Annotated in this window: 17 protein-coding genes and 2 tRNA genes; 3 read left to right on the forward strand and 16 right to left on the reverse strand. The window is 71.5% G+C overall.

Annotation, left to right across the window (positions count from 1 at the left end; genetic code table 11):
• Nucleotides 1-49 precede the first annotated feature (49 nt).
• Nucleotides 50-2,674: a valine--tRNA ligase gene (locus tag OHB09_RS10630; RefSeq protein WP_006137358.1), complete on the reverse strand. Its 2,625-nt coding sequence runs from the start codon at nucleotides 2,672-2,674 to the stop codon at nucleotides 50-52.
• Nucleotides 2,675-2,810: 136 nt separating this feature from the next.
• On the opposite strand from OHB09_RS10630, the gene OHB09_RS10635 reads away from it, so the two are divergent.
• The gene (locus OHB09_RS10635) at nucleotides 2,811-3,800 is read left to right on the forward strand and encodes a hypothetical protein (protein WP_234527307.1); all 990 of its coding nucleotides are present in this window, start codon (nucleotides 2,811-2,813) and stop codon (nucleotides 3,798-3,800) included.
• Nucleotides 3,801-3,904: 104 nt separating this feature from the next.
• Here OHB09_RS10635 and clpX read toward each other — a convergent pair whose 3' ends face one another.
• From clpX to OHB09_RS10660, 5 genes are all read right to left on the reverse strand, one after another.
• Nucleotides 3,905-5,191 carry an ATP-dependent Clp protease ATP-binding subunit ClpX gene (clpX, locus tag OHB09_RS10640; protein WP_006137353.1) on the reverse strand — a complete coding sequence of 429 codons (1,287 nt, stop codon included), beginning with the start codon at nucleotides 5,189-5,191 and terminating at the stop codon, nucleotides 3,905-3,907.
• Between the two features lie 190 nt (nucleotides 5,192-5,381).
• Nucleotides 5,382-6,089: an ATP-dependent Clp protease proteolytic subunit gene (locus OHB09_RS10645; RefSeq protein ID WP_093589359.1), complete on the reverse strand. Its 708-nt coding sequence runs from the start codon at nucleotides 6,087-6,089 to the stop codon at nucleotides 5,382-5,384.
• Between the two features lie 104 nt (nucleotides 6,090-6,193).
• Nucleotides 6,194-6,814, reverse strand: a complete 621-nt coding sequence (locus tag OHB09_RS10650; RefSeq protein WP_006137351.1) for an ATP-dependent Clp protease proteolytic subunit — start codon at nucleotides 6,812-6,814, stop codon at nucleotides 6,194-6,196.
• A gap of 425 nt (nucleotides 6,815-7,239) precedes the next feature.
• Nucleotides 7,240-8,649, reverse strand: a complete 1,410-nt coding sequence (tig, locus tag OHB09_RS10655; protein ID WP_328918979.1) for a trigger factor — start codon at nucleotides 8,647-8,649, stop codon at nucleotides 7,240-7,242.
• A 232-nt stretch (nucleotides 8,650-8,881) separates the two neighbouring features.
• Nucleotides 8,882-8,958 (reverse strand) — tRNA-Pro (locus OHB09_RS10660).
• Nucleotides 8,959-9,130: 172 nt separating this feature from the next.
• On the opposite strand from OHB09_RS10660, the gene OHB09_RS10665 reads away from it, so the two are divergent.
• Nucleotides 9,131-9,204, forward strand: a tRNA-Gly gene (locus OHB09_RS10665).
• An 85-nt stretch (nucleotides 9,205-9,289) separates the two neighbouring features.
• Here the strand turns inward: OHB09_RS10665 and OHB09_RS10670 are convergent.
• A complete protein-coding gene (locus OHB09_RS10670) occupies nucleotides 9,290-9,484 on the reverse strand; it encodes a hypothetical protein (protein WP_006137348.1) in 195 nt (64 codons plus the stop codon).
• Nucleotides 9,485-10,164: 680 nt separating this feature from the next.
• On the opposite strand from OHB09_RS10670, the gene OHB09_RS10675 reads away from it, so the two are divergent.
• On the forward strand, nucleotides 10,165-11,388 hold the full coding sequence (locus tag OHB09_RS10675; RefSeq protein ID WP_006137346.1) for an acyltransferase family protein: 1,224 nt from the start codon (nucleotides 10,165-10,167) through the stop codon (nucleotides 11,386-11,388).
• A gap of 73 nt (nucleotides 11,389-11,461) precedes the next feature.
• On the opposite strand, the gene OHB09_RS10680 is transcribed toward OHB09_RS10675, so the two are convergent.
• From OHB09_RS10680 to OHB09_RS10720, 9 genes are all read right to left on the reverse strand, one after another.
• Nucleotides 11,462-12,883: a DUF6177 family protein gene (locus tag OHB09_RS10680; RefSeq protein WP_006137344.1), complete on the reverse strand. Its 1,422-nt coding sequence runs from the start codon at nucleotides 12,881-12,883 to the stop codon at nucleotides 11,462-11,464.
• 89 nt (nucleotides 12,884-12,972) lie between these two features.
• Entirely contained in the window at nucleotides 12,973-16,959 is a 3,987-nt protein-coding gene (eccCa, locus tag OHB09_RS10685) for a type VII secretion protein EccCa (RefSeq protein ID WP_167793697.1), read from the reverse strand.
• Nucleotides 16,960-16,984: 25 nt separating this feature from the next.
• A complete protein-coding gene (locus tag OHB09_RS10690; protein WP_093589347.1) occupies nucleotides 16,985-18,193 on the reverse strand; it encodes a MinD/ParA family ATP-binding protein in 1,209 nt (402 codons plus the stop codon).
• An 82-nt stretch (nucleotides 18,194-18,275) separates the two neighbouring features.
• Nucleotides 18,276-19,631 (reverse strand): type VII secretion integral membrane protein EccD, encoded by a 1,356-nt coding sequence (eccD, locus tag OHB09_RS10695; protein WP_006137340.1) that lies wholly within the window; start codon nucleotides 19,629-19,631, stop codon nucleotides 18,276-18,278.
• Nucleotides 19,632-19,817: 186 nt separating this feature from the next.
• Nucleotides 19,818-20,153: a hypothetical protein gene (locus OHB09_RS10700; protein WP_006137338.1), complete on the reverse strand. Its 336-nt coding sequence runs from the start codon at nucleotides 20,151-20,153 to the stop codon at nucleotides 19,818-19,820.
• 119 nt (nucleotides 20,154-20,272) lie between these two features.
• Nucleotides 20,273-20,767 carry an HD domain-containing protein gene (locus OHB09_RS10705; RefSeq protein WP_328921884.1) on the reverse strand — a complete coding sequence of 165 codons (495 nt, stop codon included), beginning with the start codon at nucleotides 20,765-20,767 and terminating at the stop codon, nucleotides 20,273-20,275.
• Between the two features lie 90 nt (nucleotides 20,768-20,857).
• Nucleotides 20,858-21,259 (reverse strand): hypothetical protein, encoded by a 402-nt coding sequence (locus OHB09_RS10710; RefSeq protein ID WP_006137336.1) that lies wholly within the window; start codon nucleotides 21,257-21,259, stop codon nucleotides 20,858-20,860.
• A gap of 46 nt (nucleotides 21,260-21,305) precedes the next feature.
• On the reverse strand, nucleotides 21,306-23,711 hold the full coding sequence (locus tag OHB09_RS10715) for an ADP-ribosyltransferase (protein WP_328921885.1): 2,406 nt from the start codon (nucleotides 23,709-23,711) through the stop codon (nucleotides 21,306-21,308).
• A 60-nt stretch (nucleotides 23,712-23,771) separates the two neighbouring features.
• Nucleotides 23,772-24,947 carry a PP2C family protein-serine/threonine phosphatase gene (locus OHB09_RS10720; protein ID WP_006137334.1) on the reverse strand — a complete coding sequence of 392 codons (1,176 nt, stop codon included), beginning with the start codon at nucleotides 24,945-24,947 and terminating at the stop codon, nucleotides 23,772-23,774.
• Nucleotides 24,948-24,978 lie beyond the last annotated feature (31 nt).

The following is a 24,978-nucleotide window of genomic DNA, read 5'->3' on the forward strand; positions in this document are numbered from 1 at the left end:
CGGCCCCGGAGCCGTGATGACTCCGGGGCCGCGTCCCTCGTTCGGCGGGTCAGGCCTGGGGCAGCTTGTCCAGCTGGGCCCGCAGGCGGGTGATGTCCTCCTCCGCCTTGGCCAGGCGGCCGCGGATCTTGTCGACCACCGGCTCGGGGGCCTTGGCGAGGAAGGCTTCGTTGCCCAGCTTGGCCGTCGCCTGCGCCTTCTCCTTCTCGGCGCCCGCGAGGTCCTTGGCGAGCCGCTTGCGCTCGGCCGCCACGTCGATCGTCCCGGAGAGGTCGAGGGCGACCTCGGCGCCGGAGACCGGGAGCGTCGCCGTCGCGGTGAAGGACTCGCCCTGCGGGGTCAGCCGCAGGAGCTGGCGGATGGCGGCCTCGTGCGGGGCGAGGGCCGTGCCGTCGAGGGTGAGCCGGGCGGGGACCCGCTGTCCGGGCTGCAGGCCCTGGTCGGCGCGGAAGCGGCGGACCTCGGTGATGACCTGCTGGAGCGTCTCGATCTCGCGCTCGGCCGCCGCGTCCCGGAAGCCACTGTCCTCGGGCCACTGGGCGATGACGACCGACTCGCCGCCGGTGAGGGTGGTCCAGAGCGTCTCGGTGACGAACGGGACGATCGGGTGCAGCAGGCGGAGGGTGACGTCGAGGACCTCGCCGAGGACCCGCCCGGAGACCTTCGCGGCCTCGCCGCCGGCCTGGAAGGTGGTCTTGGACAGTTCCACGTACCAGTCGAAGACCTCGTCCCAGGCGAAGTGGAAGAGGGCGTCGGAGACCTTGGCGAACTGGTAGTCCTCGTAGTGCGCGTCGACCTCGGCGACGACCGAGTTCAGGCGGGAGAGGATCCACCGGTCGGTCGAGGACATCTCCGAGGCGTCGGGCAGCGGGCCCTGGACCGTCGCGCCGTTCATCAGCGCGAAGCGGGTGGCGTTCCAGATCTTGTTGGCGAAGTTCCGGGAGCCCTGGACCCAGTCCTCGCCGATCGGGACGTCGACGCCCGGGTTGGCGCCGCGCGCGAGGGTGAAGCGGAGCGCGTCGGAGCCGTACTTGTCCATCCAGTCCAGCGGGTTGATGACGTTGCCGAAGGACTTGGACATCTTCTTGCCGTTCTGGTCACGGACCATGCCGTGCAGGGCGATGGTGCGGAACGGCGGGGCGCCGTCCATCGCGTAGAGACCGAACATCATCATCCGGGCGATCCAGAAGAACAGCAGGTCGTAGCCGGTGACCAGGACGGAGTTCGGGTAGAACTTCGCGAGCGACCCGGTCTGCTCGGGCCAGCCGAGGGTGGAGAAGGGCCACAGGCCGGAGGAGAACCAGGTGTCCAGGACGTCGGAGTCCTGCCGCCAGCCCTCGCCGCTCGGCGGCTCCTCGTCCGGTCCGACGCAGACGACCTCGCCGTTCGGCCCGTACCAGACGGGGATGCGGTGGCCCCACCACAACTGCCGCGAGATGCACCAGTCGTGGAGGTTGTCGACCCAGTCGAAGTAGCGCTTCTCCATCTCCTGCGGGTGGATCTTGACGCGGCCGTCGCGGACCGCGTCACCGGCGGCCTTGGCGAGCGGGCCGACCTTGACCCACCACTGCATGGACAGGCGCGGCTCGATGGTGGTCCTGCAGCGCGAGCAGTGACCGACGGAGTGGACGTAGGGGCGCTTCTCGGCGACGATCCGGCCCTCGGCGCGCAGCGCGGCGACGATGGCGGAGCGGGCCTCGAGCCGGTCCAGGCCCTGGAAGGGGCCGTGGGCGGTGATGACGGCGTGCTCGTCCATCACGGTGAGGGACGGCAGGTCGTGGCGCCGGCCGATCTCGAAGTCGTTCGGGTCGTGGGCCGGGGTCACCTTGACGGCGCCGGTGCCGAACTCCGGGTCGACGTGCTCGTCGGCGACGACCGGGATGGAGCGGTCGGTCAGCGGCAGCTTGATCCGCTTGCCGACGAGGTGCTTGTAGCGCTCGTCCTCGGGGTGCACGGCGACGGCGGTGTCGCCGAGCATCGTCTCCGCGCGGGTGGTGGCGACGACGATCGTCTCCTCCCCCTCCCCGTACTTCATGGAGACCAGCTCGCCGTCGTCGTCCTGGTAGTCGACCTCGATGTCGGAGATCGCGGTCAGGCAGCGCGGGCACCAGTTGATGATGCGTTCGGCGCGGTAGATCAGCTCGTCGTCGTAGAGCCGCTTGAAGATCGTCTGGACGGCCTGGGACAGGCCCTCGTCCATGGTGAAGCGCTCACGGGACCAGGCGACGCCGTCGCCGAGGCGGCGCATCTGGCCGCTGATCTGGCCGCCGGACTCGGCCTTCCACTGCCAGACCCGCTCGACGAAGGCCTCACGGCCCAGGTCGTGGCGGGACTTGCCCTCCTTGGCGAGCTCGCGCTCGACCACGTTCTGCGTGGCGATGCCGGCGTGGTCCATGCCCGGCTGCCACAGCGTCTCGTAGCCCTGCATGCGCTTGCGGCGCGTGAGGGCGTCGATGAGCGTGTGCTCGAAGGCGTGGCCCAGGTGCAGGCTGCCGGTGACGTTCGGCGGGGGGATGACGACGGTGTACGGCGGCTTCTCGCTCGTGGCGTCGGCCTCGAAGTAACCCCTCTCGACCCAGCGCTCGTACAGCTTCCCCTCTACCTCGGCCGGCGCGTACTGGGTCGGCAGTTCGGTGCTGGGCGCTGTGGGCTGCTGCTGAGCGTTCTCGGTCACGCGCTCAGTTTAGGGGTGCCACCGCCGCGTTCCGAAACGCGTTTGTTCTGTAACGGTGCGGACTCCGCCGTGCCTCCGGCGGGCCGCTTCCGCCAGGATGACAGAGCCACACAGGAAATCGAGGGGGAACCCAGAGATGAGCCACAACCAGCCGGGCCCGTACGGCGGGCAGCCGCAGCAGCCCGGGCCGTACGGTCAGCCGGGACCCTACGGTCAGCCGCCGCAGGCCCCGCAGCCCGGCTACGGGCAGCAGCCCCAGGCGCCCCAGTCCCCGCCCCAGCCCGGTTACGGCTACCCGCAGCAGGCCCCGCAGGGCGTGCCGCAGCAGCAGCCGAACCCCTACGGCCAGCAGCAGGCTCCGCAGCAGCCGGGGTACGGGCAGCAGGGGTACGGCCAGCAGGGTTACGGTCAGCAGCAGTACCCGCCGCAGCCGCCGGCGCCGGCCGGCGGCAAGAAGCGGACGGGGCTGATCGTCGGCGCGGTGGCCGTGGTCGCCGCGATCGCGGTCGGCGCGTACGTCCTCGCCAACGGGGACGACGGCGGCAGCGGTGGCGGCGGTGCCTCGGTCGCCGACGACGGCGCGCACAAACTGGTGGCGCCGGCCAAGGTCGGCGACTACGCCAAGGCGGACGGTCTGAACACCGACAGCGACGGGGGCCCGACCGGTACCGGCGACCCGGAGAAGCTGAAGACGATCGGCATCCGCAACGGCCATGTGGTCAAGGCCACGTACACCGCCGGTCCGGGCACCAGCGGCAAGATCATGTCGTTCAACGGCGCCTACGGGGACATCAAGGACCCGGAGGCCACGATCGACGCGGGCTTCGACAACGCCCACAAGTCCTCGAGCACGGGCGACGACAAGGAGAAGGTCTCCTGGAAGGGCAGCCCGGTATCCGTCAAGCCGAGCGGCCTGGACGGTGCCCTGATGAAGTGTCAGACGGCGCACATCACGGAGGGCGCGCAGAGCCTGGACATGCCGATCTGTGTATGGGCCGACCACAGCACCTACGGCGTGGTCAACGGTTTCGACCTGACCTCCTCCAAGACGGGGAAGGGCATCGGGCAGGACGAGATCTCCGCGTTCGGCGTCGATCTGCGCGACAAGGCGCGCGTCAAGGCCTGACGCGCGGCAGGGCCTGACGGAGGCGCGGTACGCGAAAGGGGCGCCCGGCGGATTCGCCGGGCGCCCCTTTCGCGTGCGCTGCGCGCTGCTCAACGGGGGTGCGGTTACGCCGACTTCTGCTCCCCCGGGCCCCGCCCGCGGGCGTCCCGCGGGATGAGCGTCGGGTTGACGTTGGAGTGGACGACGTCGGCGGTGATGACGACGCGGGCCACGTCCTTGCGGGACGGGATCTCGTACATCACGCCCTGGAGGACCTCCTCCATGATGGCGCGCAGACCGCGCGCGCCGGTCTGGCGCAGGATCGCCTGGTCGGCGATGGCCTCCAGCGCCTCGCGCTCGAAGTCCAGCTCCACACCGTCGAGTTCGAACAGCCGCTGGTACTGCTTCACCAGCGCGTTGCGCGGCTCGACGAGGATCTGCAGCAGGGCCTCGCGGTCCAGGTTGTGCACCGAGGTGATGACCGGGAGCCGGCCGATGAACTCCGGGATCATGCCGAACTTCACGAGGTCCTCGGGCATGACGTCCTGGAACTGGTCCTTGGACTCCAGCTCCCGCTTGGAGCGGATGGTGGCGCCGAAGCCGATGCCCTTGGCGCCCGCCCGGGACTCGATGATCTTCTCCAGGCCGGCGAAGGCGCCGCCCACGATGAACAGGACGTTCGTCGTGTCGATCTGGATGAACTCCTGGTGCGGGTGCTTGCGTCCGCCCTGCGGCGGGACGGAGGCGGTCGTGCCCTCCAGGATCTTCAGCAGGGCCTGCTGCACGCCCTCGCCGGAGACGTCCCGGGTGATCGACGGGTTCTCGCTCTTGCGGGCGACCTTGTCGATCTCGTCGATGTAGATGATCCCGGTCTCGGCCTTCTTGACGTCGTAGTCGGCCGCCTGGATCAGCTTGAGCAGGATGTTCTCGACGTCCTCGCCGACGTAGCCGGCCTCCGTCAGCGCCGTCGCGTCGGCGATGGCGAAGGGGACGTTGAGCATGCGGGCCAGCGTCTGGGCCAGCAGGGTCTTGCCGGAGCCGGTGGGGCCCAGCAGGAGGATGTTCGACTTGGCGAGTTCGATCGCGTCGTCACGGCCCTGCGCGCCGCCGTTCTCGCCGGCCTGGACGCGCTTGTAGTGGTTGTACACCGCGACCGAGAGGGCCTTCTTCGCCGGCTCCTGGCCGACGACGTAGCCCTCGAGGAACTCGTAGATCTCGCGGGGCTTGGGGAGCTCCTCCCAGCGCACCTCGCTGGTCTCGGCGAGCTCCTCCTCGATGATCTCGTTGCAGAGATCGATGCACTCGTCGCAGATGTACACACCGGGGCCTGCGATGAGCTTCTTGACCTGCTTCTGGCTCTTGCCGCAGAACGAGCACTTGAGCAGATCGCCGCCGTCACCGATGCGTGCCACGGTGTGCTTCCCCTTCGCCTGGGAGCCGCCTGGACGTCAACGTCCAGCGACTCCTGGTGCTGCCTTATGTCCGACGGTACCTTGCCGCGGCCCCCGTTCGGGCCCCCCTTGGCACGGTTCACTTTGACGTGCAGCGTGTCAAACCGAACCAAGGGGCGGCGAACTCTACAGCTCCGATGGAGGTCCGGGTTCAGCGGACCGAGTCGTTGTTCATCTTCCGGGTGGAGATGATCTGGTCGATCAGGCCGTAGGAGAGGGCCTCCTCGGCCGTGAGGATCTTGTCGCGCTCGATGTCCTCGCGGATCTTCTCGATCGGCGTGGTCGAGTGCTTGGCCAGCAGGTCCTCGAGCTGGGCGCGCATCCGGAGGATCTCGTTGGCGGCGATCTCGAGGTCCGAGACCTGACCGCGGCCGGTCTCGCTGTAGGGCTGGTGGATCAGCACGCGGGCGTTCGGCAGCGCCATCCGCTTGCCGGGGGTTCCGGCGGCCAGCAGGATGGCGGCGGCCGAGGCGGCCTGGCCCATGCAGACCGTCTGGATGTCCGGCTTCACGAACTGCATCGTGTCGTAGATGGCCGTGAGGGCGGTGAAGGAGCCGCCGGGGCTGTTGATGTAGACCGAGATGTCCCGGTCGGGGTCCATCGACTCCAGGCACAGCAGCTGCGCCATGACGTCGTTGGCGGAGGCGTCGTCGATCTGCACGCCGAGGAAGATCACGCGCTCCTCGAACAGCTTCGCGTACGGGTCGTACTCGCGCACGCCCTGGGAGGTGCGCTCGACGAAGCGGGGGATGACGTAACGGGACTCGGCGCGGGGGCCGGTGTACTCGGCCTGAGCGACCTGCGGGGCCTGGGTGGCCTGCAGGCGGTCGTAGATGCCGCGGCCGGGGAAGTCGTTCACGGGTTGTCTCCTGGGGCCTGAGAAGGGCTGTGGCGGTCGGCTGGGGCGGTGACGCGAAGGGCTCCGTCGCGCTCACGCACGGCGTGCGCGCGGACGGGGCCGTTTCACGCCGCTCCGGTGCCTCCGCCGCCCGGCAAGCTGGCTGCGTGGGTGATGACGTCGTCGATGAGGCCGTACTCCTTGGCCTCGTACGCGTCGAACCAGCGGTCGCGGTCCGAGTCGCGGGTGATCTGCTCCACCGTCTGGCCGGTGTGGTGCGAGGTGAGCTCGGCCATGCGCTTCTTGGTGTGCAGCAGCCGCTCGGCGTGGATCTTGATGTCCGAGGCCGAGCCGGCCAGGCCGGCGGAGGGCTGGTGGATCAGGATCTCCGCGTTCGGCAGGGCGAAGCGCTTGCCCGGCGTACCCGCGCTGAGCAGGAACTGACCCATCGAGGCCGCGAGGCCCATGGCGATGGTGACCACGTCGTTCTTGATGAACTGCATGGTGTCGTAGATCGCCATGCCGGCCGTGATCGAGCCGCCGGGGCTGTTGATGTACAGGTTGATGTCCTTCTCCGGGTCGGCGGCGAGGAGCAGCAACTGTGCGGTGATCTTGTTGGCAATGTCGTCGTCGACCGGCTGGCCGAGGAAGATGATCCGCTCGCCGAGCAGCCGGTTGTAGACCTGGTCACCGAGGCCACCACCGATGGAGGGCTCGCCGGCGGCGGAGGGCATCAGATTCGTCACGTATCCACCTGCTCGTCTTACGACGGCGCCGGGCCGTCTCACGTGTTCTGCCGGGGCACGGGGCCGTCCGGCCGTATTCGGGGACTCCCCTGCCCTCGTACTCATGGACCCTAACGCGCGGGTCCCTCCGGGGAATCCCGCGTAAGGGGGTGTTCGCTGTGAGCGCATGCGCTCCGCCGGGGAGGCGGATTTTGCGGTGGGCCCACGGCAGGGACGGCCCCGGCGGTGCGGGCCCCGCCACGGGGCTCCGCCCCCGGCCCCGGGTGCTTCGGGGCCGCGCCCTCCAGGGACGCGGGGAACCGCGCGAGGAGGCCCGCCGGCCCGCGGCCGCACAGGTACGGGACCACCCACGGCGCTCCCCCCGGAACGGGAACGGGCCCCGCGCTCGCGCGCGGGGCCCGTTCCGGACGTACGGAGGGAGGAGGTCAGGACTCCTTGGAGTCCTCGGCCTTCTCGTCGCCGTCGGCGGCGGCCTCGACGGCCTCGGCGCCCTCGGCGGCCTCAGCGGCCTCGTCGTCGTCCTCGTCGTCGCTCAGGTCGACGACCTCACCGTTGGTGTCCTTGACCGTCGCCGCCTCGACGACGACCGCCAGGGCCTTGCCGCGGGCGACCTCGCCGACCAGCATCGGGACCTGGCCGCCCTCGACGACCGCCTGGGCGAACTGGTCGGGGGACATGCCGGAGCCGGCCGCGCGCCGCACCAGGTGCTCGGTGAGCTCCTCCTGGTTGACGTTGAGCTTCTCCTTGTTGACCAGCTCGTCGAGGACGAACTGGGTCTTGATGCCCTTGACCGCGGCCTCGCGGGTCTCGGTCTCGAACTCCTCGGCGGTCTTCTCCTGGAGCTCCAGGTACTTGTCGAGGGTGAGGCCCATCTGGCCGAGCTGGTGGTGCTCCAGGTTGTGCTTGCGGGTGTTGATCTCGTCCTCGAGCAGCTTCTCGGGGACGGGCACCTCGACGAGCTCCAGGAGCTTGTCGAGCACGCGCTCCTGGGCCTGGGTGGCCTGGTCGTACTCCTTCATGTTCACCAGGCGCTTGCGGCTGTCGGCGCGCAGCTCCTCCAGCGTGTCGAACTCGGAGGCGAGCTGGGCGAACTCGTCGTCCAGCTCCGGCAGCTCGCGCGCGGCGACCTGGGACACCTTGACGGTGACCTCGGCCTCCTTGCCGGCCGCCGAGCCGCCCTTGAGCTCGGAGGTGAAGGTGGCCTCCTCGCCGGCGGACTTGCCCTTCACCGCCTCGTCGATGCCGTCGAGCAGCTCGCCCGAGCCGATGGTGTAGGAGACGTCCTTGGCGACGCCGTCCTCGAGGACCTCACCGTCGACCTTGGCCTCGAGGTCCAGGGTGACGACGTCACCCTCCTCGGCGGCGCGCTCGACCGGGGAGGTGGAGGCGAAGCGCTCGCGCAGCTCCTCCACCGCCTTGTCGACGTCCTCGTCGGCCACCTCGATGGCGTCCACCTCGACCTCGATGCCGGAGTAGTCCGGGATCTCGAGGGCCGGGCGGATGTCCACCTCGGCGGTGAAGGACAGCAGCTCGTTGTCCTTGAGCTCCTTGATGTCCACCTCGGGCTGGCCCAGCGGGTTCAGCTCGGCCTCGTTGACGGCGTCGGTGTAGAACTTGGGAAGCGCGTCGTTGACGGCCTCCTCCAGGACCGCACCGCGGCCGAACCGCTGGTCGATGACCCGGGCGGGGATCTTGCCCTTGCGGAAGCCCTTCACCGTGACCTGCTGGTTGATCTTCTTGTACGCCGCGTCGAGGCTGTCCTTGAGCTCCTCGAAGGGCACCTCAACAGTGAGCCGAACCCGGGTCGGGTTCAGGGTCTCCACGGCGCTCTTCACGGTTCGGTCTCCTTGTGGCTGACTTCTTCGGGTTCTGCTGTACACGCCTGCCGGAGATTCGGAAACGACCGGGCAGGGCCTCAGCGGATTTGCGCCCTTGAGACAGCCGAGCCGTCCGTCCGGTGAGACGTGACTGTGCGGACACACGGGCGCGCAGCTTGCATAGTAACCGCAGGCTGCGCACGCCCCCAAAGGCGATCTTGCCGGAGAGGTGACGGGCGGGCCGGGCCGGTGGTCGGGGTGGCGGGATTTGAACCCACGGCCTTCCGCTCCCAAAGCGGACGCGCTACCAAGCTGCGCCACACCCCGTCTGGTGCGACACGTAGGGTACATGCCCGGGCGCGGTGCGCCGACCGCATTGTCCGCCGGGCCTCTCGGGGCCCTTCCGAGGGGCGCGCGGAGGCGTACGGGTTGGCCTAGTCGGTGGGCCACCCGCTACGATGCGTGCGGTGCCGCGGTCACTGACCTGCGGCCCGGCTGTGCGGGCGTAGCTCAATGGTAGAGCCCTAGTCTTCCAAACTAGCTACGCGGGTTCGATTCCCGTCGCCCGCTCCAGTGCGGCCCTCGGTCCGGTTCCGTATCCCTTCGGGGTGCGGGGCGGGGCCGGGGGCCGTCGTCGTGCGTGGGAGCCGGCGCGGGGTCAGAAGGTGATCGAGTTGATCATGTCGGCCACCGAGTTCATGAAGCGGTTGATCGACGGGGCCATGCCGGTCGAGGCGAGGAAGAAGCCGAAGAGGACGGCGACGATGGCCGGGCCCGCCTTGATGGAGCCTCCTCGCACCATCACCACAAGGATGATCGCCAACAGCAGCACCACTGACAGCGAAATGGCCACAACAGATCACACCCTCGGTCGGTCCCGCACTACCGGCCCGGGACGCCAACCCGGTGCGCCCCCGCCAGAACCATCGTGCCACCAACAGGCCCTCCGTATGCGGCGCGTGAGGCATCGTCGTGCACTCGCGTCCGTCGGGGCGCGTGCGGAACGGGTGCGCGCGCGTGTGTGCGCCGCTCAACGGGCTTGTTTCGCACGTGAATTCGAGCCGTCGCCGGTGAGGTAATTCCCGCGGATCGTTTCCATGTCCACACATCTCGTGCGCGGGCAATTCGAATTGCACGGGGGTGCGGTGACGAATGCGAAGGAAGCATGCGGGCACCGAGAGCGCACACCGGGACACACCTCGGGAACCGGGCACCCTTCGCGCGCCCCCTTTGAGGCTCTTTCGTCCTGATTCATCATGCTGAATCAGGACACAACGCCCGCATACGGTATGGCAATTGATGAGGGTCGGACATACGACTCGGCTACCCCGGATGTGGCTCAGAACACGCGCTCCGCGCGGGCACGTTCCCGTGAATCGGGGGTACTCGGGGGTGATAACCAGGATTGGCCTCAGGGGTTTTACGAAGCCCCGCAGACAGCGCTAGGGTGCCTCAAATGTTCTCCGCTGCCTCGTCCCCCGTATGCGCAGCGAGGTCCCGGTTGCTCCCGCCGCCCGCTCGGTGGGGGGTCCGGTGACCAACTCGCTGCGACCGCACGGTTCCGACTCCCGCGCCCCGCTCCCCCCGGCCCGGCCGACCGCGGACGGGGTGCCCTCGCCCCCCGGCCCGCGAGGGCGGTCCGGCTCCTCCCCCGCGGAGGAGTCCTCCGGGTCCCCCGCCCCCCGCCCGGCCAAACAGCGTGACGCGTTCTTCGACAACGCGAAGTACCTGGCGATCGTCCTCGTCGCCATGGGCCACGCCTGGGAGCCGCTGACCGACCACAGCCGCGCCGCCGAGGCGCTCTACATGGTCGTCTACACCTTCCACATGCCGGCCTTCATCCTCATCTCCGGCTACTTCTCCCGCAGCTTCGACATGCGGCCCGACCGGCTCAAGCGCCTGATCACCGGCGTGGCCGTGCCGTACGCCGTCTTCGAGGTGGCCTACTCCCTGTTCAAGAGGTGGGCCGACGACGATCCCGGGCATCCGATCAGTCTGCTGGACCCCTGGTACCTGACCTGGTTCCTCATCGCGCTCTTCGTGTGGCGGCTGACCACTCCGCTGTGGAAGGTCGTCCGCCATCCGGTGCCCCTGGCGCTGGTCATCGCCTGCCTCGCCGCCGTCTCCCCCGACATCGGCGACGACCTCGACCTGCAGCGGGTGCTGCAGTTCCTGCCGTTCTTCGTCGTCGGCCTGTTCATGAAGCCCGAGCACTTCCGGCGGCTGCGCGGCCGCACCGCGCGGGTGCTGTCCCTGCCGGTGTTCGCGGCCGCGCTCGCGCTCGCCTACTGGGCCGGGCCGCGCATGAACTCGGCCTGGTTCTACCACCGGGACAGCGCGCAGGAGCTGGGCGCCCCCTGGTGGGCCGGGGTGGTCATGACGCTCGCCCTGTTCGGCTGCTCGATGGTGCTCACCGGGTGCTTCTTCGCCTGGGTGCCGGGCCGGAGGATGTGGTTCACGGTGCTGGGCGCCGGGACCCTGTACGGGTACCTGCTGCACGGGTTCCTCGCGAAGGGCTCGCGCTTCTGGGGCTGGTACGACCACGCGTGGGCCCAGCAGGTGTGGGGCGAGATGGCGGCCACGGCGGTGGCGGCGGCCGTGATCACCGTGCTGTGCACCCCGCCGGTGCGGCGGGTCTTCCGCTCCGTCATGGAACCCGAGCTGGCCTGGGCCTTCCGCAAGGACCCGGCGAGCGAGGCGCGCCGCCGTGCCTCCTCCCCGGCGGAACCGCGGGAGAAGGCACCGCAGAACGCGTAGGCGGCACGCGCGGAGCGATGGCCGGGCGCCTCACGGACGTGGGGCGCCCGTTGTCGTCGCTGCTCCCGCCCCCCTACGCCCCCTTCAGGTGCCGCATCAGGCGTTCGAAGTCCTGCCAGGCGGAGAGGTCCGAGGGGTCGCCCGGGAGGGGGTAGTAGAGGGAGGGGCGGGTCCTCGGGCCCAGTTCCACGGGCTTCTCGCGCAGCGGGGTGTTGCGGGCGCGGTCTCCCGGCATCGTGCGGACCTCCTCCGCGCCCAGGGCGAAGGCCAGGGGGACGCCGGGGCCCTCGAAGCGGGGCGGGACCGAGAGGTCGCGGCGGGCGCGGCGGATCTGGGCCAGCATCGACTGCAGGTCGTGCCGGGTGGCCAGCACCTCGGCCGCCTTCGGCACGGCGTCCACCGGGACCTCCTCCCCCGGTCCGTAGCCGAAGGCCAGGGTGACGTCCTCCTCCACACCGCCGGTCGTCCGGCTGATCCGCACCGTGGCCAGCGCCGGACGCTCGGGGGTGCCGACGACGACCAGCCAGGTCGGGGCGGGCGAGCGCTCGTGGGCCACGTCGGTCAACTGGCGCAGGCTCCAGGGCAGGTTGGCCGGTTCCTCGGTGCCCCAGCCGGCCGGGGACTCGCCGGTGATCGCCTGCCAGACGGACTCCACGGCGCCGCCGAGGACGAGGCGGTCGTCGGCGGGGTGGATCGCCCGGAAGGAGATGGCCAGTTGGCGTTCGCCGGTGTCGGCGGTGTCCGCCGCGAAGGTGCCGGCGACCGGGGTGCGCGGGTCGCGCGGGGTGGCCTCCGGGGACTCCACGGTGACGAACAGGCCGTTCTTCCACTCCAGTACGGCACCGGAGAGGCCGTCGTAGTAGCCGTCCTTCTCGTCCTGAACGACCCACCGCGAGGGCCAGCCGGGCAGGTTGTTGCGGACGGCGGGCGAGAGCCGGGTGCCGGCCGGGGTGACGATCTGCAGGCCGAGTTCGGCGGCGGCCGCCGCGCGCAGGGCGTCGGAGAGCCAGGCCGTCATGGCGACGACGGGGCGGTCCTGGATGACGACGGCGACCTTGTCGGTGAGCACGTCGACGGCCGGCTGGGCGGCGGCCGGGGTGGGCACGGCGCTGACCCCCTCGGTCTTCACCACGGCCAGCGAGGTGGCCGCCTCGCGCGGCCAGGCGGTGCCGCCGACCACACTGGCCAGGCGCGCGGCGAAGGTGCCCGCGAGCTGTTCGGCCTCCCGCACGCCGGTGGTGGCGCGGGCCTCCGTCCACCAGTAGGGGACCTCGGGCTCGGTCGCGTCGAGCAGCCGCTGGGCCTCGCCCCGGACCTGGACGAGGAGCGGGGCCTCGACGGAGACCAGCGGGCGGCCCTGCTCGTCGCAGAGCTGCACGACCGCGCCGTCGCCCTCGGCGCCGACCAGTTTGTCCGGGCCACCGGAGAGCAGCCCGGCCAGGACGCTCAGCGGGTCGGGCATCTTCCGGGTGAGGGCGATGACGTCCTTGGTCATGAGGTGGGCAGGCCCTTCGTCGCGTCGGCGGTGGGCACCCGGGTCGCGGGTGCCGTGCGGCTGTGGTGTCGTCCCGTCGTGGACACCGGTCAGTCCGTTCCGGTGTAGACCGTCTGGATGAGTCGGTTGGGCTGTCCGCGGCGGATCAGGGTGCCGCGGCCGGAGGGCTGCTGGGAGGCGTAGACCCCGGAGAAGAGCTGGCCCTCGCCGCGGTCGCCCGCCATCACCAGCGCGCTCGCGCCGGACTCCCGCAGCCCCTGGAGCAGCGGCTCGTACAGCCCGCGCGAGGCGCCGGCGACCCGTCGGGTGAGCACGAAGTGCAGGCCGATGTCGACGGCGGAGGGGATGTAGGGCAGGAACGGGGCGAGCGGCTGCTGTCCGGCGGTGGTGAGGACGTCGTAGTCGTCGACGAGGATGACGATGCGGGGGCCCGCGCCCCAGCTCCCGGGTTCCAGGTCCTCGGTGTCGGCGCTCTCGTCGGGCAGCCGCTTCTCCAGTTCGCCGGCGATCCCGGCGGCGAGGCCCCCGGCGAGCTTGGCGTTGTAGGCGTAGCCGCCCCGGTACTCCTCGGGGATCGCGCCGCGCAGTCCGCGCCGGGGGTCGAAGACGCCGAAGACGAGTTCCTCGTCGCTGTGGCGCTCGATGAGGCCCTGGGCGATCACCTTGAGCAGGTTGGTCTTGCCGCACTCGCTGTCGCCCATGACGATCAGGTGCTGATCGCGTGCGAACAGGTCGAGCATGACGGGGGCGAGCCTGTTCTGGTCCAGGCCGATGGGCACCCGGTGCGGTTCGGCGGCGGGGCCGGGCAGTTGCCGCGGCTCCAGGACGTGCGGCAGGACGCGGACGGGCTGGGCGACCTCGCCCGTCCAGGTGGCGCGGATGCCGCGGGCGGTGCGTTCCAGGACGGCGCCGAGGTCGCCGGTGTCGGCGAGGCCGTCGGTGCGGGGCAGCGCGACCTGGGCGAACAGCTTGCCGTCGGTGAGGACGCGGCCCTTCTCACCGGGGGCGAGGGTCTCGGCGAGCTTGCGGTCGACACTGGACTCGCTCGGGTCGTTCAGGCGCAGTTCGATGCGGGTGCCGAACTGGGACTGGGTGGCGATGCGGACGTCGTTCCAGCGGAGCATGCCGGCGACGACGTGGATGCCGTAGCCGCCGCCGCGCTTGAGGATGTCGACGACGGCGTCGTCGAGCTGCTCGAAGTCGTCGCGCAGGGCGCCGAAGCCGTCGATGAGCAGCACGATCTCGGTGGAGGCGAGTTCGGGCAGCCGGCCGGCGGCGCGCAGGTCGCGGAGCTGTTCGAGGGAGTCGATGTTGTGGACGCGGAAGAGTTCCTCGCGCTGGTCGAGCATGGCGCGCACCGAGTCGATGGTGCGGGCGGCGCGTTCGCGGTCGGCGCGGCCGGCGACGCCGCCCACGTGCGGCAGTCCGGCCAGGGCCTGGAGGCCGCCGCCGACGAGGTCGAGTCCGTAGACGCCGACCTCCTGCGGGGTGTGGGTGAGCGCGAGGGACAGGGCGAGGGTGCGCAGCAGGGTGGTCTTGCCGGACTGGGGGCCGCCGATGACGGCGGCGTGGCCGCCGGCGACGGTGAGGTCGAAGTACCACTGGCCCTGCCACTGCTTGGTGGGGTCGTCCAGGAGGCCCATGGGGACCCGGAGCGGGCCGCGCCGCTTGGCGAGCTGCATCCCACGGGCGCCGACCTCGACGGGTCCGGCGACCTTGTCGAGGGCGATCGCCTCGGGCAGCGGGGGGAGCCAGATCTGGCGGACGGGGGCGCTGCCGGACTCCTCGATCTGTCCGACGAGGACGCCCATCTCGGTCGGGCCGGTCTCCCGGCGCCGCATCTGCGGTTCCTCGGGCCCGCCGGTCTCGTCCTGGCCGAGCGTGTTGTACGCCTCGTAGGCGAGGGCGAGCGGCCCGGTGTCCTCCTCGGCCTCGCGCTGCACGGGGCCCCGGTAGGCGCCGGAGACGTAGCTGGCCTTGAACCGCTCGTAGTGGCTGGTGTCGACCTTGAGGTAGCCGAAGCCGGGCAGCGGGGGCAGGTTGTGGAAGGCGTCGGTGGTGTCCAGGACCGTGCGCGACTCGTCGGCGGAGAAGGTGCGCAGGCCGAGGCGGTAGGACAGGTAGGTGTCCAGGCCCTTGAGCTTGCCGCCCTCGATGCGCTGGCTGGACAGCAGCAGGTGGACGCCGATGGAGCGGCCGATGCGGCCGATGGAGAGGAAGAGGTCGATGAAGTCGGGCTTGGCGGTGAGGAGTTCGCCGAACTCGTCGATGACGACGAACAGGTGGGGCAGCGGGTCGAGATCGGGCCGCTTCTCGGCGCGCAGGGCGGCGTAGTGGCCGATGTCGGCGACGTTCCCGGCGTCCTTGAGGACCTGCTGACGGCGCTTGACCTCGCCGGCCAGGGAGGCGTGGACCCGCTCCACGAGGCCGGCCTGGTTCTCCAGGTTGGTGATGACGCCGGCGACGTGCGGGAGTTCGGCGAAGGGCGCGAAGGTGGCGCCGCCCTTGTAGTCGACGAGGACGAGGGCGAGGTCCTCCGGCGGGTGGGTGGCGACCAGCGCGAGGACGAGTGTGCGCAGGAGTTCGGACTTGCCGGAGCCGGTGGCGCCGACGCACAGGCCGTGCGGGCCCATGCCGAGTTCGGAGGACTCCTTCAGGTCGAGCAGGACCGGTTCGCGGGAGTCGTTGACGCCGATCGGGACGCGCAGGAAGGCGCGTTCGCCGCGCGGCGCCCACAGCCGGTCGAGGTCGAGGCGGGCCACGTCGTCGATGCCGAGCAGGTCGGCGAAGTCGACGGGTCCGGACAGGGGGGCGTCGGCGCCCATGGAGTCGGCGGAGAGCCGCATCGGGGCGAGCATCCGGGCGAGGCCCTCGGCGAAGGGCACGCCGACCTCGTCGACGGTGCCGTGGGCGCCGATCGGTTCGGTCTCGCGCAGGTCCTCGATGACCACGCGTTCGCCCTCGACGGTGATCCGCACGCCGACGTGGCCGGGCTCCTGCACCCGGCGGTCGAGCAGGTGCAGCACGGTGACGCCCATGTCGCGCAGGCCGACGGCCTCGTCGGGGCGGGGCAGGTCGACGGCGTCCTCGCCGTGCCCGTCGGCGACGACGAGCAGCCGGGAGGACATGGCGAGCGCGTCCTTGCCGGACAGCCCGCGGCGCACCTCGGCCGCGTAGGAGGCGCGGCGGGCGAGTTCGGGGCGGATCTGCCGGGCGAGCTGGGGCAGGGAGGGGGCGATGCGGCGGGCGGCGACGGGGCCGTCGAACTGCTCGGGGTCCAGCAGGTGCGGGAGCCACTTGGCCCACTCCCACTCCGCGAGCCGGTCCCCGGGCACGGCGAGCGCCATGGCGACGTCGTCGGGGGCGTGGGTGGCGGCGGCCTGCACCAGCAGGGCGCGGGCGACCCGCAGGGTGTCCTCGCGGGCGCCGATGACGCTGATGTCGCCGACCCGGTCGAGCGGGACGGTGAGCGGGAGTTCCGTGCCGGTGCTGAAACGGGACATCAGCGCGGAGGCCTCGTTCAGCATGAACTCGTCGGGCGGGGTGAGCACGGAGGAGCCCTGCTGGGCGACCTTGAGGTCCCGTACGGGCATCTCGCCGGTGCCGACGCGCACCCGCAGGAAGTCGGGGTCGAGGCGGCGGCGCTCCCAGAGCCGGGCCGGGTCGCGCACGATGTCGTAGAGGGCGTCCGGCGGCGGGTTGAGCACCTGGGCCCGCTCGCGCCGCTCCCGCTCCTCCCTGGACAGTTCCTCGCGCAGGTCCTCCAGATAGGCCAGGTACGCCTCGCGCTGGGTGCGGCGGGTGCGCTGGGCCTTGCCGCGCTGGGAGAACACCAGGGCCATCGAGCCGGTGAGGGTGACGACCAGGATGATGGCGCCGAGGCCCGCGAACTGGCTGTTGCGGACGACGGTCATCATCACCACGGACGACATGACGCCGGCCACCGGCAGCAGCGAGGTGGCGATCGAACCCGCCTTGCCCTCGGGCAGGTTGGGCGGTGCCTCTATGGCGCGCGGATCGGGCGCGGGGGCGGGTCGGGTGGTCCGGGCGGGACGGTGGATCAGTCGGGTGCTCATGTGCCGTGGCCTCCCCCTTCTTCGGTCAGCGGCGCTTCTGGGAGAGCTGGAAGACGTCGGCGGCCAGCTGGGTGGCGGACTGCCGGGTCGCGTGCGCGAGGAGTTCGGTGCGGATGGTGCCGCCGGCCGCGAGGTGGCGGTCGTAGGGCAGGACGTGGACGCCCGCGCCGGTGGCGGTCAGCTTGGCGGTGGCCGCGTCGAGGTCGAGGCCGGTGTGCGGGGCGGTCTCGGTGAGGACGACGATGGTGCCCGCGATGACGTGCCGGGGCAGCCCGCGCACCCACTCCAGGACGGCGTAGGTGCTGGCGACGCCCTCCAGCGTGGCGGGCGCGACGAGCACCCGGGCCTGGGCGGCGGACAGCGCGACGCGGGCCACCTCGGCGGGCAGCGTCTCGCAGTCGACGACGGTGACGCCGAAGTAGCGGCGCAGCGAGACCATGACCTTCTCGTAGGAGCGCAGGTCGAGCATCGCGCCGATCTGGCCCTGGCTGCCGGGCAGCAGCCAGGCGTTGTCGGGCAGTTGGACGAGGTAGCCGGTGACGTCGAGCAGCGACATCTGCGGTTCGACGATGCCGGCGACGTCCCCGGTGGTCCAGCGCAGCGACTGGGCGCCGAGCCGCAGCGGCAGGGAGCCGAGCGCCGGGTCGGCCTCGATGAGCAGGGTGGGGTCGTGCCGGTAGTGCGCGTAGGTGGTGCCGAGCAGCGCGGCGACCGTGGTCTTGCCGGCGCCGCCGCGGATGGAGGTGACCGCGATCTGCCGTCCGGTGGTGACCGCCTGCTGGAGCACCTCGGCGGTGGCCGTGCTGCGGGCCACCTCGCGGGCGGCGGAGGAGGAGACGGTGCGGCGGACGGCGCGCAGGGCGCGGGCGGTGAGGGACTCGCCGTGCCGGGGCTTGAGACCGGCGGCGACGAGGTCCTTCTCCACGACGGGACGGGAGTCGGGGGTGCGGGGGCGGGCGGCCCCGGCGGGTCCGCCCGGCCCGGCGGAGGGGCGGGCCTGTGCCTGCGGGGGCTGGGGGGTGTGCGGGTACGGCGTGTTCTGCGGATGCGGGGGGTTCTGCGGGGGGACGTGGGCCTGCTGCGGGTGGGGCGCCGGTCCGGGCGTGCCGGGGGCGGGCGCGCCGGCACCCGCCGGGGGCTGCGCGCCCGCGCCGGGCTGCGCGCCCTGCGCGGACGCGGCGCCGCCGTTCAGGTCGCGCAGCACGTCGCTCTGCCAGTTGTCGCCGTTCGGCATGTCGCCCTTCTCCCCTGTACCTCTGCCTCCGCCTCCGCCCCGCGCGCCCCGTGTCCTGCCCGGGGGCGCGCGGCGGTCCGCGTCAGAACTTGTCGAGCAGTTGCCCGTAGATGCCGAACACGCCCACGGCGAGCGGGAAGAGCCCGATCACGCCGATGGACTCGATCAGGTCGGCCGTGCGCCGCAGCCGCACCCGCACGTGCTCCGGCGGCTGCACCGCGAGGACGAGCAGCGGCAGCACGGCGGCCGCGCACAGCACGACGAGCGGTCCGGCACCGCCCGCGTGGTCCGTCCACACCACGGTGAGCCGTACGACCAGCAGCGCGGCCGCCGCGAACAGCGCGACCACCTCGGCGACCAGCGGGAAGGCCCGGGCCCGCGAGAGCAGGACGACGGCGGTGAGCGAGGCGAGCGCCACGCTCCACGGCGTCGGCTTCCCCGCGGTGGTCAGCAGCCAGCCGCCGGCCGCGGCCGAGGCGGCCGTCACGACGGTGGCGAGGGCGAGGCCGCGGTGGGTGGCGGCGAGCGCGTTGGCCACCTGGTGGCGGCTGATGGAGACGCCGCCGGAGCGCTTGTCGTCGAGCCCGGTGAGCCCGGAGGCCATCAGGGCGAACCGGGGCAGCAGTCCGAGCAGGATCACGGAGAAGACCGCCATCACCGCGCCGAGCCGGTCGGAGCGGTCCTGCACGGCGGCGACGGCCTCCCACACGGCGGCCATGACGGCGACCGCGCCCGCGCCGATGAGCCCGCCGCGGCCCAGCGGCGAGAAGAAGGCGAGCAGCAGGAGCATCAGCACCAGCGCCGCCCCGACGGCGGCCAGCCGTGCGGTCGCCTCCCAGTGGTGGGCGTCGGCGAGGGTCCAGGCGGCCAGCAGGCCGAGCCCGCCGGAGGTGAGCACGAGCGCGGTGGCCAGGCCCTGGTTCCCCTTGCCGATCTTCGCGACGGCGGCGCCGGCGAGCAGGAAGACGGCGGTGGCGGCGAGGAGGACGCCGGCCAGGGTGGTCAGCGCGAACTCGCGGCGCGCGAGGACGGCGGTGACCACCGCGAAGGCGACCGTGGCCGTGCCCGCGGTGGCCCGGCGGGCGGCGGGGCGCCAGCGCCAGGCGCGCAGATCGAGGTCGTCGGCGACCTGGTCGGTGACGTCGTGCACGACGGGCGCGGGCGGTGCGGCGTGCGCGCGCACGAGCTGGAGCACGGCGCCGTCGGGCACGCCCTCGGAGGAGAGCGTGGCGTCGTGCGGCAGGACCGAGCCGTCGGAGGTGATCAGTTGCCGGGTCATGGGCCGCGAGGCGGCCCGGTCGTCCAGCAACTGCAGGATGTCGGGCAGCAGTTGGCCGATCGGTGTGTCCGAGGGCAGGACGATGTCGGCTCGCCGTCGCTCGCCGACCAGGGTGACCCTGCTGAGCTGGGCCCGGGACGTCGTTGCTGTGCTCACCACGTGCGGGAACCTATCATCGTGTAGTTTCGGCCACGGTGCGCCGATGGCGTGAACATGTCGCTTGCGGAACCGGTGGTACGGACGTCGGGTGCGCGTGCCGCCGCCCCGGCCGCGGGCCTCACCACTGACGTGCGCATGCCCATCCCCATGATGACCCCCGTGTGCCCTTTCCGTCGCCGGCCCGGTTCACCGCTGCCCGTCCCCGTCCTTGCCGGCGCCCTTCTTCGCGCCGCCGGAGGGCGTGGGCGACTCGCTCGCCCCGGACGGGTTGTAGAGCTGCTCCTGCTGCTGTTCCTGCTTCTTCTTCTCGGCCTTCTGCTTGTCCAGCGTGGCCTGGAGGAAGGACCAGCCGACGCACCCGGCGCACAGGACGGCCGCGATCGCGATGCCCGCGAAGACCTTGCCGAGCCGCTCGTCCACCGTGCGCCGGCCGCGCTGCGCGCCGAACAGCAGCGCGTCGCGCATCCGGCGCCGGCGCACCGCCACCGACTCCAGCAACTGGCTGTCGTAGTCCCGTGCCATCAGTCGTCGTGTCCCGTGTAGTCCGTGTGGTCCGGTGTCGTCCGTCTGGTGCGTGTGGTCCGTCCGGTGCGTGCCGTCCGGCGTGCTCTCGTCAGTTCTCGGCGGTCAGTTCTCGGCCGTCAGTCCTCGGCCGTCAAGCCGAGATACCCGCGCATCGCGGCGTACTTGGCGGTCAGCCGGCGGGCGGTCGGCTCGTCGAGGACGGCGAGCCGGGCGGGGTCGGCGTTGTGCGCGAGGTCCGCGGCCTTGACCAGACGGGCGCCCGGGGTGGCGAGGATGCGTCGCGCGTACGCCTCCGGGGCCTCGCCGGGCCGCTTGGTGACGGCCCGTACGACGTCCTTGGTCCGCTGCGGCAGTGCGGCCGCCTCCAGCCAGGACTCGTCGAGGACGCCGTCCTCGAGCGCGTCGTGCAGCCAGCCGGCGGCGACGAGGTCGTCCGCCCCTCCCCTGGCCCGTACGCCCTCCGCCACGGCTTGCAGGTGCTCGGCGTACGGCCGCCCGGCCTTGTCGCGCTGCGCGGCGTGCGCGGCCCGCGCCACGGCCTCGACCTCGGCGAGCGCCGACCCGCCCTCACACGCCTCCGCGCGCCCCTGCCGGTGCCCCTCGTACGGCATACGGCTCCCCCCTCGCTTTGCCCCTGCAACATAAGGCATGGGTAAGCGAGAGGTACAGCCCGGGGCGAAAGCGGTGGGGGGAACGGGGGGTCAGGCGTGGGCGGCCAATGCCTTCACGGCATCGGCGCTGGGCGCGTCGGTCAGTGAGCCCGGAAGGACGCGTCCACGGTTGCCCTCGGGGCTGGAGAACATCTCCGAGAGGGCCTGGGAGGGGGGGATGCCCCGCCCCTTGGCTTCCTTGAGCCGGGCGTACCAGTGACCGCCCTCGGCGAGGGCGCGTCCTCCCGCGTCCCCGCGCGGTACCCATGCGGCCGCATCGTCCTCGTCGCTCGCCCAGAGATACCCGAGGACCGCTCCGCCTTCCTTGTCGACCACGGTGAGATACCGCACCGGTTTGTCGGTCCAGCTCTCGTACCGCGCCGAGGACCGCGTCACGAGGTCGAAGTGCACGTCCTCGGCGAAGCGCGGATTGATCGGTCGTTCGCTGCTCATGAGACTCACGATCCCCTGACTGTGCTCGATTCTCAACGCGGGGCGCCTACGGCTTCGGCCGCGGAAGGACCTCGCCGTAGAGGTGCCACTTGTTCTGCGCCTCGTCGAAGAAGACGCGCGTCACCTTGTACTCGGAGCCCCTGGCCAGCAACAGCTCACGCTCCCCGGGGTACTTGGACAGGTGATCGATCCAGAGGGCGGGAGTGCCCTTCGGTACTCGGAGGTGCATCCACACCGGTTTTCCGTCGAATGGCGGGGGCGGTGTCCGACCCAATGCGGTGGAGGTGAAGGCCTTGTCGCCGAAGACACCGTCGACCATGTCGAACGGCGTGTCGATCGGACGGCCGTTGACCTTGACGTAATCGACGGCCGTGCCGCGGACGATCATCACGTCCTCGGGCACGGGACGAGTGTCCATGACCTCGTCCATCTCAGCGATGGTGTTCTTGAGTTCGGCACTCAGCGGATCGCCGGCGCGCAGGTGCCCGTTGATCAGGTCGTAGTCGTTGCCGCTGTAGGTCCTCAACGCCTGGCGCGACTCGTCCGGCAGGTCGTCCAGGAAATCGTTCCAGTACGCGTTGCCGTACGCCAGCCCGGCCTCGTCGCTGACGCTGGGCGCGGGATTGGTACCACGGGCCAGCTCCGCCTCGGCGACCGCGTGCTTCTCGGCGTTGCTGAGGGCGTCGAAATCCGCGTCGGACATGGCAGGCCGGTACTCGAACGGCTCGCCGGGGGCGCCGTGGCCCGGGGTGTCCGGGGCCGTGTGGCCCGGGGGCGGGGGGTTCTCCGGGCCGTGGTGGGCCACCGCGTCCGGCATCTGGTGGGTGTCGACCGCCTGGCCGGCGTCGTCCCCGTGACCCGCCACATCGTGATCACCCCCGTGAGGATGGTCACCCCCGTGAGGATGGTCACCCCCGTGAGGATGGTCACCGCCGTGCTGGTGTTCGCCCCCGTGGCCGCCGGCGGGCGTTTCGTGGGTGGGGTGCGGGGGGCCCGCCGGGGGCTCGTGGGGGGTGTGCGGGGCCGGGGGTTCGGGGGCGTAGTGGGTGGGGCCGTACGTGCCGGCCGTGTCGGCGGCGTGGAGGGCGGGCGCGCCCGGTACGTGGGCGGACTGGGCCGGGACGGTCCAGTGGGCCGGGAGGCCCGGGGCGGCCTCGTGGGGGACGGGGGTCGTGTCGACGACGCCGTCGGGGGTGGTGAGGTGTCCCTGGGGGTCGAGGATGCGGCCGTCGGGCAGGTGCACCGAGCCGTCGGGGAGGCTCGGCACGTCGATCTTGCCGACGCCCTTCAGCGCGCTCGTGACGTCGCCGATCTTCGACAGGCCGGCGCCCGCGCCCTTCATGACGTACGTCATCGGGTCGATGACCTTGCCCGCCTTGCCCGCCACGGACAGCGCCCTGGCGACCGCGCCCGCCTTGCCCGCGCCCGAGGCCGCCGCCCCCGCGCCGCCGGTGAAGACGGTCGTGACGACGTTGAAGGTGACCGCGCCGGCCGCCCGCGCGGGGTTCTTGCCCCACTCGTCCCACGCGACCAGCGCCTTGCCGGTCTGTTTGACGGCGGTGCGGGAGTCCCGCAGCCAGGAGGGAAGCTTCTCGTCGGGCAGGGTCCAGAACGCGTTGCCGACGCCCGGGATGGAGGAGATCGCCAGCCCGGTGGCGAGCTGGGCGAGGCCCTTCCATGCCTGACCCATCGCCTCCCAGCCGCCGAAGCCGACCAGGGTGCCGAGGCCCTTGATGGTGCCCCAGACGCCGTCCACGATCAGGCCGTCCCAGACGAAGGACTTGACCCAGTGGCCGACCTCCCAGAGGTGGTGCTTCTCCTCGACCGGGTCGCCCCACGGCAGCTTCGCGTTCTTCATGTCGTCCGCGGCGAACCCGTACTGGTCCTTGCGGTCCGAGCCGTCGCCCGCGACCATCTGCGTGCCGCCGAAGATCGCGGTGATCTTGTTGTGGCAGGTCCGTTCGGCCGCCCAGAAGGCCGCCACCGTCTCGGTGATCTCGTCGCGGATGCCGTTGTGTTCCTCGACCTTGTCCTCGTCGTACTGCCAGTCCTCGTCGTCCTTCACGGAGTTGACGAAGGTCGTCGCCCGGACCTTCAGGTCGGCCAGCTTCTTCGCCAGGGGCCGGACCTCCGTGGTGTAGGAGGAGAGGGCGGAGGAGACCGTCTCCAGGTCGGTCGCGAAGTCGTCCGCACGGTCCTTCACCGGCTTCGTCGACGCGAACAACTGCTCCGCCTCGGGAGCCTCGTAGTACGCGGACAGGCCCTGGAACCGCGAGTGGACGTCCGCGCCCGTCGAGCGCAGGTGCGAGGCGTCCGTCCGCAGGTCGCCGTAGTCCTTCTCCAGCTGTGCCAGATCACCGGTGAACTGCGGAATCTTCTCCGGACTGATCACCGCGTACCTCGCCCCCGTGCCGGTTCCCTCGTCCTTGCTCCGTGCCGTGCGCGGAGCCATCTCTATCAACTCCGCGATTGCTCATGCAATCCGGGCGGAGGAGGCCGAGGCGGAGGACGGTCAGTGGGACGGTGCCGTCGGGCCCTCACGGCAGATCAGCAGCAGCGCCCGGTCGTCGTTGACGTCCTTGGCGACCGCCTCGATGAGGTGCCAGGCGGCCCCGCGGAAGCCGCCCGCGACATAGCGGTCGGCCTCGCCGGTGAGACGGTCCATACCCTCGGCGATGTCGCGTTCCGCGGTCTCCACGAGGCCGTCGGTGAACAGCATCAGCACGTCCCCGGGGCGCAACGTGCCCTTCACGGAGTCGAACTGGGCGCCGTCGTACACGCCGAGCAGCGGGCCCTCCGCGGACTTCTCCTCCCAGCGGCCGCTGCCGGCGCTGAGCTGGAGGCCCGGCGGGTGGCCCGCGGAGTAGAGCTCGTAGTCGCCGGAGTCCAGGTCGAGGACGAGGTGGATGGAGGTGGCGAAGCCCTCCTCCCAGTCCTGGCGCAGGAGGTAGCCGTTGGCGGCGGGGAGGAAGGCGTGCGGCGGGAGGGAGCCGAGGAGGCCGCCGAAGGCGCCGGACAGCAGCAGGGCGCGGGAGCCCGCGTCCATGCCCTTGCCGGAGACGTCGGTGAGGACGACCTCCAGTGTGCGGCCCCCGTTGGTGCGGGCGGCGACCACGAAGTCGCCGGAGAAGGACTGCCCGCCGGCCGGGCGCAGCGCCATCTCGCGGTGCCAGCCCATCGGCAGTTTGGGCAGCTTGCTCTGCACCCGGATGCGTTCGCGCAGGTCGAAGAGCATGGTGCCGCCGCGCCGCCAGGGCACGCCGACGCGGCTGCGGAACTGTGCGATGAGCAGCCCGAAGAAGCCGCAGGCGGCGACGACCAGCACGACGCCGGGGGTGACCCGGGAGGGGCCCTGGGTGTAGGGGCCGAGCTGGACGGATTCGACGATCAGCGCGGTGGCGGCGGCCGCGTACAGGGCGAGGAGGCTGGAGGGCCGCAGCAGCAGTCCTCCGGCGACGATGGGCAGGACGAGGACGGCCGGGGAGCACCAGACCGAGTTGGCCATCGTGGTCGCCGCGATGACGGGGACGGTCAGCATCAGTCCGATGAGGGCGATCCAGTCGGAGCCGTCCCCGCGGAAGTAGTCCACGGCGGAGCGGCGCAGCCCGACGCGGGCCCGGTGCCACTGCTTCTTCACCCGGGCCGGGAACGTATCGGCGGCCGCTCGCCGCTCTCGTCCTGCTGCCATTGCTCGGGACCCTATCCATCGGACCAGGTGC

This window comes from Streptomyces griseoaurantiacus, assembly GCF_036189845.1.
Classification (GTDB): Bacteria; Actinomycetota; Actinomycetes; order Streptomycetales; family Streptomycetaceae; genus Streptomyces; species Streptomyces griseoaurantiacus.

Excerpts from the sequence above, each read along its gene's own strand:
- OHB09_RS10635 (WP_234527307.1), top strand. The coding sequence starts at position 2,811 with ATGAGCCACAACCAGCCGGGCCCGTACGGCGGGCAGCCGCAGCAGCCC.
- OHB09_RS10680 (WP_006137344.1), bottom strand. The coding sequence starts at position 12,883 with ATGACCAAGGACGTCATCGCCCTCACCCGGAAGATGCCCGACCCGCTG.
- eccCa (WP_167793697.1), bottom strand. The coding sequence starts at position 16,959 with ATGAGCACCCGACTGATCCACCGTCCCGCCCGGACCACCCGACCCGCC.
- OHB09_RS10690 (WP_093589347.1), bottom strand. The coding sequence starts at position 18,193 with ATGCCGAACGGCGACAACTGGCAGAGCGACGTGCTGCGCGACCTGAAC.
- OHB09_RS10700 (WP_006137338.1), bottom strand. The coding sequence starts at position 20,153 with ATGGCACGGGACTACGACAGCCAGTTGCTGGAGTCGGTGGCGGTGCGC.
- OHB09_RS10705 (WP_328921884.1), bottom strand. The coding sequence starts at position 20,767 with ATGCCGTACGAGGGGCACCGGCAGGGGCGCGCGGAGGCGTGTGAGGGC.
- OHB09_RS10710 (WP_006137336.1), bottom strand. The coding sequence starts at position 21,259 with ATGAGCAGCGAACGACCGATCAATCCGCGCTTCGCCGAGGACGTGCAC.
- OHB09_RS10715 (WP_328921885.1), bottom strand. The coding sequence starts at position 23,711 with ATGGCTCCGCGCACGGCACGGAGCAAGGACGAGGGAACCGGCACGGGG.
- OHB09_RS10720 (WP_006137334.1), bottom strand. The coding sequence starts at position 24,947 with ATGGCAGCAGGACGAGAGCGGCGAGCGGCCGCCGATACGTTCCCGGCC.